This window comes from Actinomyces marseillensis, from assembly GCF_900155605.1.
In the GTDB taxonomy this organism is placed as follows: Bacteria; Actinomycetota; Actinomycetes; order Actinomycetales; family Actinomycetaceae; genus Pauljensenia; species Pauljensenia marseillensis.
In genome coordinates, this window is record NZ_LT707420.1 from 459,913 (window position 1) to 470,333 (window position 10,421).

Consider the following 10,421-nt stretch of genomic DNA (forward strand, 5'->3'; position numbering starts at 1 on the left):
AACCTTTCTGAGTCACTATGTCAAAAGACACACGTCCAAGTGTGCCACTATTCGCCCACTATTGGATACCGTCAACGAGGCCGTGGATACCTTTAATCCATGCCGTGCGGATCCGCTTCCTCAACGGAGTAGATGCCGGGAAGATCGGAGATCGTTGCAATCAGTGCAGGGAGTGCAACGCGGTCGGCGGTCGTCGTTTCGATGTACGCATGGCCACGCTTGCCTTCGGTATCGCTGCGAACCTGGGAAATACGCCACTTCGACTCCGTCATCACGTTCATCACGCGACGCATCACCCCTTGACCGGAGTCGAAGACGACTTCAAGCACAACGGTATTTGGCCGGCGCGAAGAATGCGGACCGATGTGGCGGGCAAGCGGCGTAAGGGCAAAAACAATGATGAAGTGCATGAGCGTCACTGCAACGCCCGCGACCCACAATCCCGCGCCACACGCCATACCAATTCCAGCAGTTTCCCACACCGTGGCGGCAGTAGTCAGACCGCGCACCGCACCTGAACGCGTCAAAATGATGCCGGCACCGAGGAAGCCAATACCGGAAACAATCTGTGCGGCGACACGCGAGGGATCTACGCGGACCAAATCTGCGGCGAGCACATCGTCGAAGCCATACTTGGAGACCACCATGAGGAGAGCAGAGGTCATGCCAACGATCGCATCCGTGCGTAGACCCGCGCTCTTTCCACGCGCCTGACGTTCCAGACCGATCAGAGAAGACAGGAGTAGGGCGAGGAGAATCCCGGCAATCTGCTCAAAATGTTGGCTTAGGGTCAGCATGGCCTTCCTCGGTGATAATAACGGCGTGCACGTAATTGTTTCCTAGGGTACATCCCCATTACCACAACTAGGGGCAAATCAGGGCAATACCCAATAGTGAACACGGGTAGCTCACGAGCACACTAAAACTATGACTACTCCACTGCAGCAGGGCGCAAGCGCGCCAGACGCACCCAACGCATCCACGGCCTCGGGAATGATCGTTCGCGGGCTGACAAAAACCTACCAGCGAGGCGGAAACACGGTTTACGCACTCGCGGGAGTAAGCCTCTCGATCCCTCAGGGGAGCCAACTGGCCATCATGGGACCCTCAGGATGCGGTAAAACGACCTTGCTGCACTGCCTCGCGGGGGTTCTTCGCCCGACTTCGGGAAGCATCATGCTCGACGGTACCGAATTGGCGGCGACGAGTGAGGGGGCGATCTCGCAACTGCGGCTGCGCAATTTTGGTTTTGTCTTCCAAGACGGTCAGCTCCTCCCCGAGCTGCCATGCCAAGAGAATGTTGCGATGCCGCTCATGCTGGCGGGAGTGTCGCGCAAGAACGCGGTCTCTCAAGCGCAGCAGATCCTGATGAATCTGGGGCTGGATGGTGCAGGCCCCTACCGTCCGGGGCAACTTTCCGGCGGGCAAGCACAACGCGTCGCTATTGGGCGCGCGCTCATCACTCACCCCAAAGTCGTCTTTGCTGACGAACCAACGGGCGCGCTGGACCAGGGGACGGGGGCTGAAGTCATGAGCGTCCTGACAGGAGCGTGCTCGGCGACGGGTGCCAGTCTGATCTTGGTCACCCACGATCCTTCAGTTGCGGCGCGCCTCCCGCATGAAATCCACATGCGCGACGGCTTGATCGATCAGCAGGTGTCTCGATGAGCGCAACACTGACCGCAGCCAAGGCAACGTTGCGTTCGCGTGACCGCGCGACAACAATCCTGACGGTTCTTGCTTTCGCTTTCCCGCATGCGATTTTGCTGAGCGTCACAGGAGGGGTGTGCGCATTTGTCTCTCGCGCAAGTAACCCACCGGCCGGTTTCAGCGATGTCGCAACCTTCTACGTGGTGATGGCGTGTTTTGCTGCAACGCTGATGACTGTCCCGATCCTCTCGATGGGTGGTGCGGCAGCGCGCCTGGGGCTGAGTCGCAGAGCGCGTGACCTTGCTGTACTGAGACTCATCGGCTTAAAACCGGGGCAAACTCGCCTTGCTTGCGTCATCGAGACCGCGGTTTATGCGCTGGTCGGTGTTGTTGCGGGTTCGCTGCTGTACGCAGCGTGCTTACCCGGATGGAGTTTCGTTTCTTTCCAGGGCGTAGCCTTGAGCGTCGGCGAGATGTGGGTCGGTCCCCTGATCCTCATTGCCGAGGCCGCGCTGATGATGGTCCTTGCAGCTGCCTCCGCGATGCTTGCGATGCGTCGCGTGGTCGTCACGCCTCTAGGAGTGAGCCGAAGAAGCGATGTGTCGAAGGTGTCTCCCGTGGGGCTGGGCATCATGGTCGCCCTCATGGTCGTCTGGCTCTTTATTGGTGGAACCATCTGGAATGCAGGAATTGCTATCGGCTTGTCGGTGCTATTGGGATTCATGGGCGTGATCTTTGCCTTGGTCAACGTCGTCGGTGCCTTGAGTGTCTCGGTCTTGGGACGAATCATGTCCGCATGCGCGCGTACGCCGCAGATGATGCTCGCTGGAAGACGCATTACTGATGATCCCAAGAGCGTGTGGCGGTCTTTCGGCGCGATTGCCTTAGTTGCCTTCCTCGTGGGAGTACTTATGCCTCTCTTTGCGGCAACAAGCGTGACGAGTAGCCCCGATATGGAAGAGACCAGTGTGATCCTGCTCGGTGATATCCGTACGGGGATGCTGCTGACTTTCGGAATCACACTGGTTTTGGGAGCAATCTCTACCGCGATCAACCAGGGGATTCGCGTCATTGATTCGATCGATCAGATTAAGGCCCTGGAGTACATGGGTTCGCCGGCAAAATTCCTGGACCGCTCGCGCAGGCTTGAAATTATGCTTCCTGCCGTGCTCATGATCGGCGGTGCGCTGGTGCTGGGACTGTGCTTCATGTCTCCGGTACTGACCATGGGAGTGTCCTTGAGCAGTATGGGAATCTTTATCGGGATGACAGCGGGAGGAGTCGCGCTGATTCTCTTTGCCTCAGAAAGCACCGGTCCACTGCGACGCAGGCTGCTCAGTGACATGCGTGAAGGAGTGAAATAGAAAGTCTGGTAACGACAGGCGTGCTGAAAAAATGTCAGATGTCTGCCTGAGCTGGGAAAACGTGCACGTAGGGTTGCACGTTTTCCCAGCTCTTGACGTTTTAGCCGGATTAAAATTAAGCGTATTAGATCGAGAGGTCAGGGGCTCGAACTGGTGAGCTTCCACCTGCAATGGCGCCGGTGGAATGACGGGCCGGTGTCTTTGCCCCTACAAAGGCACCGGCACGTCAGCCCCTCAATCACGCGGGCAATTAACTCAATCCACCTAGTGGCACACGAGCCTTGCCATGGACAGATTCACTGAATCGGATAACCCGTCACCGGACCCTGATCGGCTGGAATCCACCCCAGTTCAGGAGCAACATACTTCGCAAAGTTGCTAATAATCGACAGATTCTCTTCAAACCCCAGCTGGTTGGGAATTGTCAGCAACAAAGTATCCGCTGCAGCAATAGCCGGATCGGCCTGAAGCTGCTCGATCAAAACATCGGGCGTAGCGGCATAGGAACGGCCAAAAGTCGCTGTTCCCATATCCAAACGTCCGACCTGATCGCTTGAGTATGCTTCCAAGCCATACATTCCGCGATCCTTCGCGCTGAGCAATGGAAAGATCGAACGCGAAACGGAAACCCTAGGTGTCCACGAGTGTCCCGCTTCTTTCCATGCCGCCCGGTAGAGTGCAATCTGTTCGCCCTGGATCTCGCCAAAGCTGCGATCATCGCTTTCAAAGACCAGGGTCGAGCTCATCATATTGACACCATCGCGAGCACTGAGCTCAGCCGAATAGTTCGAACCTGCACCCCACCAGATTCGCTGACGCAGGCCCTCAGAGTGAGGGAAAATCGGCAGAGGCGAACCGGGTTGGACCATCAGTGGATACTGCTGGTCCTCAGGCGCGGCAGTTGCCATCCCCTTCCCCTCAATGGCCTCGAGAAAACGATAGAACTTCTCGCGAGCCATATCGCCACCGCGGCCATCAGCGATCTGGTCCAGTGCAGCAGCTTCCTCAGCCAAGTACAGCGGGTTTTCGTAGCACATATGGCGGTTGCAAACACCGGTTCACCTAAGCTTGGTTGCATGGTTGAACTGGTGTCGCTGAGGAAGACGAACGAGGTGGCGCGAGAGGTGACCGTGATTCCCGAGGGCAAGCGCGCGGAGCGCGTGCGGCAGCCCCTGCAACTGGACTATTGGTCAGCTATCACTGTACAGTTCAGTGCATGCTGACTATTGCTTCGCGCCTCGACGTCATGAACCGGCTCGGCCGGGCCATGGCCGACCCGACGCGCTCCCGGATCCTGATGTCCCTGCTCGACGGCCCGAGCCACCCCGCCGTGCTCTCGCGCGAGCTGGGGCTGACCCGCTCGAACGTGTCCAACCATCTGACCTGTCTGCGCGACTGCGGCATCGTGGTCGCTGAGCCCGAGGGGCGGCAGACCCGCTACGAGATCGCCGACCCGCACCTGGCCGCGGCGCTGACGGCACTGATGGACGTGACGCTGGCGGTGGACGAGAGCGCCCCGTGCATCGACCCGCACTGCTCGGTGCCCGGCTGCTGCAGTCCGAGCGGCTCCGAGGACGCCTCGTGAGCGCCGCCTGCGGCTGCGACGAGCCGACCACCAACGCCGCTGAAGAGGCAGAGGAGACCGAGCGCCCGTGGTGGCGCGACCCGGGCCTGGTGGTGCCGATCCTCTCCGGGGTCGCGTTCGGCACCGGCCTGGTGCTGGAGTGGTCGGGGCTGCACGTCGCGGCGCTGGTCGCGTTCTGGGCGGGCCTGCTGCTGGGCGCGTACACGTTCGTTCCCGGCGCGCTGCGGAAGCTGTTCGCCAAGCGGAAGCTCGGGATCGCGCTGCTGATGACGATCAGTGCCGTCGGCGCGGTCATCCTCGGCTACGTGGAGGAGGCCGCCGCGCTGGCGTTCCTGTACTCGATCGCCGAGGCCCTGGAGGACAAGGCGATGGATCGCGCCCGCGGCGGCCTGCGCGCGCTGCTCAAGCTCGTGCCGGAGACCGCGACCGTGCTGCGCGACGGTGCCTCGGTGGAGGTCCCGGCCAAGGAGATCGCCGTCGGCGACGTGCTGCTGGTCCGTCCGGGCGAGCGGGTCGTCACCGACGGGATCGTCCGCGTCGGACGCTCCAGCCTGGACACCTCCGCGATCACCGGCGAGTCGATCCCGGTCGAGGTCGCCCCCGATGACGCGGTCTCGGCGGGGGCGATCAATACAGCCGGAGTGCTGGAGGTCGAGGCGACCGCGGCGGGCACCGACAACTCGCTGACCACCATCGTGGAGCTCGTCGAGCAGGCCCAGGCAGAGAAGGGCGAGCGTGCGCGCATCGCCGACCAGATCGCCCGCCCACTGGTGCCCGGCGTGATGGTCCTCGCCGTCCTGGTCGGCGTGCTCGGATCGCTGCTCGGCGACCCCGAGACCTGGATCACCCGCGCCCTGGTCGTCCTCGTCGCCGCCAGCCCGTGCGCGCTGGCGATCGCGGTGCCGGTCACCGTGGTGTCCGCGATCGGGGCGGCGACGAAGTTCGGCGTCGTCATCAAGAGCGGTGCCGCGTTCGAGCGCCTCGGCGGCATCCGCCACCTCGCCGTGGACAAGACCGGCACCCTGACCCGCAACCGGCCCGAGGTCACCGCCGTCGTCGCCGCCGACGGGTTCGACGACATGCAGGTGCTCGCCTGGGCGGCGTCCGTCGAGCAGCATTCGACGCATCCTCTCGCCGCCGCCATCGCCGCCGCGGGCCAGGGGGACCTCGCCGCGCAGGACGTGGCCGAGGAGGCCGGGCACGGCATCGGTGGCCTGGTCGACGGCCGCAGGGTGGCGGTGGGCAGTCCGCGCTGGATCGACGCCGGTCCGCTCAAGGCCCGGGTCGAGGACCTGGAGGCCGAGGGCCAGACCTGCGTGCTCGTCACCGTCGACGGCTTCCTGGCCGGGGCGATCGGCGTCCGCGACGAGCTGCGCCCCGAGGTCCCCGAGGTCGTGCGGACCCTGCTTGACCAGGGCGTCGAGGTGAGCATGCTCACCGGCGACAACTCCCGCACCGCTGCTGCGCTGGCGAAGCTGGCCGGGATCGGCGACGTGCACGCCGAGCTGCGTCCCGAGGACAAGGCTCGCATCGTCGCCGGGTTCTCGGAGACGTCGCCGACCGCGATGATCGGCGACGGCATCAACGACGCCCCCGCCCTGGCCGGTGCGACTGTGGGCATCGCGATGGGCGCGACCGGCTCCGACGCCGCGATCGAGTCTGCCGACGTCGCCTTCACCGGGCACGACCTCGGCCTGATCCCGCAGGCGCTGCGGCATGCCCGCCGCGGCCGGGCGATCATGAACCAGAACATCGTGCTGTCCCTGGCGATCATCGCCGTGCTGCCGCCGCTGGCCATCACCGGCGTACTCGGCCTAGCCGCGGTCGTCCTCGTCCACGAGGTCGCCGAGGTCGTCGTTATCGCCAACGGGCTGCGCGCAGCGCGTGCCCACAAACGATAGGGGTGGCATCGAACGTCATGACTCAGACATGTGCTAGCGCATATCGATGACGCCGGTACCGACCTCAATATGCTTTGTGCGGGCAGCAATCGCGGAGAGCAAGGGCATGGGTGAGGCACCCTGGGGCGCAAAATGATGCACTCTGAAGTAGGCGCCATTGACACCTAGATCGTCGGCAGCGACCGACAATTCAATAGCCTGATGAAGGGCATCGCGCCCGCTCAGTCCGCGCCTTCCGTCCCGTGCGGAGTGTCCAAAGCTCAGGAAACCGAAGGCCTTCAATACTTACACCTGAGATTCGAGCCAGCGCTGCGCATCCAAGGCAGCACGGCAACCGGAACCCGCAGCGGTAATTGCCTGACGATAGGTATGGTCAACGGCATCACCGCAGGCGAAAACACCCGGGAGATTGGTTGCGGTCCCCGGATCGTTGACCACAATGTAGCCCGCCTCGTCCAAGGCCACCTGATCGGCGATCAGCGAGGTGCGGGGAAGGTGCCCGATCGCAACGAAAACGCCTTCAGCTTCCAGGACACTCTCGGAACCATCAACGGTGTTGCGCAGGCGCACACCCGTCACCGAAGAATCTCCAAGAACTTCCTCGACAACGGAATTCCACACGAACTCGATCTTCGGGTTAGCCGCGGCACGATCAGCCATTGCCTTCGAGGCACGCAGCTGGTCACGACGGTGAACAACCGACACCTTCGAGGCAAACTTCGTCAGGAAGGTGGCCTCTTCCATGGCGGAATCTCCACCACCGACAACGATCAGGTGCTTGTCACGGAAGAAGAAACCATCGCAGGTCGCGCAGTAGGAAACACCACGACCAGAGAACTCTTGTTCACCGGGCACATCCATGTGGCGGTATTCAGAGCCGGTCGCCAGAATCACCGTGCGCGCTTGGAGGGTCTCATCCTCAAGAGTGATCGTCTTGATATCGCCCTCAAGAGAAAGCGCGTAGGCATCCTCGTAGCGCACTTCCGCGCCGAACTTTTCAGCCTGCTGACGCATCTGGTCCATGAGGTCCGGGCCCATAATTCCCTCGGGGAAACCCGGGAAGTTCTCAACCTCGGTGGTATTCATCAGAGCACCACCGGCTGCAAGCGCACCGGCGACAACGACGGGCTTAAAACCCGCGCGAGCAGTGTAAATAGCCGCCGTGTACCCCGCGGGGCCAGAACCGACAATAACGACGTCACGGATGTTTTCAGACATGGTGTCTCCTATGGGCAGGTTGCGGGTTACTTCACTGACAGCTCGCTGATCCACGCCCACGCGCGACCATCTTGCGAGGTTGGCATCTTGCGGAAGGTAATGCTGATGGCATCGGTCTCCACGGGATGTGCCAGTTTGATGTCCGTTGTGGGGGAGAACGTCGTGGTTGCGATTTCTGTTCCCGCACGAGGTGAATTGGGATCTACAGCACGAACAACACCTTCACCGCCACTCGTCGAGGGATCCATCGTCAAGGTGATTTCAGAAACCGTTGACTTCTTCTCGAACTTCACGAGCACGGTGACCGCGGTGTCGTCTAGGAATTGGTTGTAATCGAAGTAGCGCGAGTGCCAGCTGGTCTTTGCGTCTCCATCGATCATATTGACGGCCATTTCTTCGTGGTCGCCCTTGTCATCCTTCCACGACAGCACAGACACACTGGAGATCACCGGTGTCACAGTTGTCGTCTGTGAAGGATTGTCGGAAGGCTGAGCCGATGCGGAAGCCGAAGGCGAAGCGCTCTTCGCTTGGTTCACGATGTCGTCAACACCGGAGTGCTTGACCGGGCTGAGTACAGTTGCACCCGCCCAAATGGTAGCGAGGACCGTCAGCACTGCGGCAAAGATAATCGTTGGGCGCGTGGGATCAATTCCGCGCTCCGCGCTTTCGCCGCCCGAGGCCGGTGATCCTTGTGCGCGGCCACCTTCGCCTCGGCCGCCGCCGTTTCCGCCACCGGTCCCACCGCTGTGGCCGCTACCTGCGAAGGAAGCACCAGCGTGACTGACGCGCGCAGCAGCCGTCGCCGCCACACCCTCGGCAGCAGCAGCGCCGCCCACAACAGCACCCTCAGCAAAACCCTTGGGATGCGGTGCGGGGATACGAGAAGGAGAAGGCGTTGAAGGAGACTTTGCGGCGGAAGTTTCCGCCGCGGCCTCGGCAGCTGCAGCACCCAAGGGAATACCAGCAGGCGCGGTCGCATCGAGGTCGTAGACGCGCGCTGTAGCTGGGAGGGTGGGAACAATGGGAAGCTCAGGCTTGGCCTGGCTCATCTCGACGCGGCCTCGGGAAGCGTGGTTCTCCTGGGGAAGCGTGGGCTGCGAGGCAGGAACTGCCGGCGCGGGAGTCTGCGGCGCGGGAGCCGACTCATGCGGCGCATCGGGATTGACGATCTCATCGAAAGCAGGCACGGAGAGGTCGACGGAGAGCGGAACCCAGCGAGGCATACCTTCGGCAGGGGTGCGGTGATCCTCAGCGGACATGACTTCCTCCTTGCGTGATGCTGCCAGCCTATTATGAATGCTTTCGGGACGTTGCGCCGACGGCGCGGCCGAAAGGAACGCACACAGTGCTGCGGGGAGACGCAGACGAGTGAGCAGAGGACGAATACTGGTTGCAGATTCTTGCGGGTTGATGAAACGCATCGCAAGCATGTAGATCACGGTGACAACGATTGCGACGACCCCGAACTTCACGCCAGATACCAGCCAGCGCACCAGTTTCGAAGAAATCGTCGTGTAGATTCCCATGAGCCACAGCACGCCAAAACCGACGACTCCAGCCACAACCGCGCAGCAGACGTAGGTCAGGTAGGAGCGCACAATGAGCGAAGAATTGACGAAGCGATTGCGATTACCAACCCAACGCATCGCAATCAAACCCTGAACGATGCGGCACACTGTTTCGCCAAGAGCCGCGCCGATCACCCACCAGCGCACGCCCGTCGCAAAGTAAATCGACCACCCAACGATGATCTGCAAAATCGTGGGGACAATGCCCATGAGGAACACGGGTTTTGCGTCCTCGTAAGCGAAGAAGACGCGCTGGCTCATCAGCACGATTCCCGTCGAGGCCACGCCGGGCATGAGGGAAACCAGGATCAGCGCGTAGGAAGAGATCAGTTCGGGCCGGGTCGTATTGGTGACGACCAGCTGCATCATCGGGGCAGCGCCCGCCATGAAGATCGCGGCAGCAAGAACCGTTAGGGAGGTAATGAGGCGAATACCCGTGTGGTAGTGCTCGGCAACTTCCTCGTCGTTATCTTCGGCGACCGCGTAGTTCAATCGTGTGAAGATTGCGGTCGCAAGAGAAACGGTAATGACCGACTGCGGGAGCATGAAGATCAAAAATGCAGCCGAATATCCGGCCAGACCCGCGATGGGCTGGGGATTCTGGTTGAGGTAGTTATCCGCAATCGAGGCGATGGCGTTCGTTGAGAGAACACCGACCTGGGACACGCCCAAGGTCGCAAATGTCCAGCCTGCAACCTTCGAGGCCGAACCGAAAGAAGTCCCACGGAAGTGGAAGTCAGGTTTGAATGAGATTCCCGCTCGTCTCATGGGGATAAACAAAACAAGTGCCTGGCACACGACGCCCAGGGTCGTTGTCACCGACAAGAGCCAGAATTGCGGGGAGGTGAAGTCCGTGATGGCGAAGTCTTCGTGGGAACCCCACAGAACCAAGAAAGCGGTCAGACCTGCGATCGCAATGACGTTATTGAGCACCGGCGCCCACATATAGGGGCCGAAAACTCCACGGGCATTGAGAAGCTCACCGAGCAGGTTATACAGCCCGTAGAAAAAGATCTGCGGCAAACACAAGAAGGCGAAGGAAACCGCAAGGGAGCGAATCTCCATACTGTAGCCCGGCGCCATGATGATGATGAGAAGTGGCGCAAGAAGGGTCGAAACAAAAGCCACCACGAAG

The 10,421-nt window shown here is 61.3% G+C and carries 8 protein-coding genes and 1 pseudogene; 4 read left to right on the top strand and 5 right to left on the bottom strand.

The features are described from left to right. Positions 1 to 92 precede the first annotated feature (92 nt). Positions 93 to 797 (bottom strand): MgtC/SapB family protein, encoded by a 705-nt coding sequence (locus tag BQ8011_RS01985; protein WP_072457043.1) that lies wholly within the window; start codon positions 795 to 797, stop codon positions 93 to 95. Positions 798 to 993: 196 nt separating this feature from the next. On the opposite strand from BQ8011_RS01985, the gene BQ8011_RS01990 reads away from it, so the two are divergent. Beyond that, the gene (locus BQ8011_RS01990; RefSeq protein ID WP_072457830.1) at positions 994 to 1,668 is read left to right on the top strand and encodes an ABC transporter ATP-binding protein; all 675 of its coding nucleotides are present in this window, start codon (positions 994 to 996) and stop codon (positions 1,666 to 1,668) included. After that, entirely contained in the window at positions 1,665 to 3,014 is a 1,350-nt protein-coding gene (locus BQ8011_RS01995; RefSeq protein ID WP_072457045.1) for an FtsX-like permease family protein, read from the top strand. The genes BQ8011_RS01990 and BQ8011_RS01995 overlap by 4 nt, the downstream gene beginning before the upstream one ends. Positions 3,015 to 3,310: 296 nt before the next feature. Here BQ8011_RS01995 and BQ8011_RS02000 read toward each other — a convergent pair whose 3' ends face one another. Continuing rightward, a complete protein-coding gene (locus BQ8011_RS02000; protein WP_072457047.1) occupies positions 3,311 to 4,051 on the bottom strand; it encodes an LLM class flavin-dependent oxidoreductase in 741 nt (246 codons plus the stop codon). 179 nt (positions 4,052 to 4,230) lie between these two features. Between BQ8011_RS02000 and cmtR the strand changes: the two genes are divergently transcribed. Both cmtR and BQ8011_RS02010 read left to right on the top strand, forming a co-directional pair. Continuing rightward, positions 4,231 to 4,599, top strand: coding sequence for a Cd(II)/Pb(II)-sensing metalloregulatory transcriptional regulator CmtR (gene cmtR, locus BQ8011_RS02005; RefSeq protein WP_072457049.1), 369 nt, complete (start codon positions 4,231 to 4,233; stop codon positions 4,597 to 4,599). Then, positions 4,596 to 6,500 carry a heavy metal translocating P-type ATPase gene (locus tag BQ8011_RS02010; protein ID WP_077209661.1) on the top strand — a complete coding sequence of 635 codons (1,905 nt, stop codon included), beginning with the start codon at positions 4,596 to 4,598 and terminating at the stop codon, positions 6,498 to 6,500. Before cmtR ends, BQ8011_RS02010 begins: the two co-directional genes overlap by 4 nt. 36 nt (positions 6,501 to 6,536) lie before the next feature. Here the strand turns inward: BQ8011_RS02010 and BQ8011_RS02015 are convergent. From BQ8011_RS02015 to murJ, 3 genes and pseudogenes are all read right to left on the bottom strand, one after another. Next, positions 6,537 to 6,782, bottom strand: a pseudogene (locus tag BQ8011_RS02015) (LLM class flavin-dependent oxidoreductase); the annotation flags it as partial. A 3-nt stretch (positions 6,783 to 6,785) separates the two neighbouring features. Beyond that, positions 6,786 to 7,718 (bottom strand): thioredoxin-disulfide reductase, encoded by a 933-nt coding sequence (gene trxB, locus BQ8011_RS02020; RefSeq protein WP_072457053.1) that lies wholly within the window; start codon positions 7,716 to 7,718, stop codon positions 6,786 to 6,788. 26 nt (positions 7,719 to 7,744) lie between these two features. Continuing rightward, on the bottom strand, positions 7,745 to 10,421 hold a 2,677-nt coding region (gene murJ, locus BQ8011_RS02025), incomplete at its 5' end, for a murein biosynthesis integral membrane protein MurJ (RefSeq protein ID WP_077209682.1).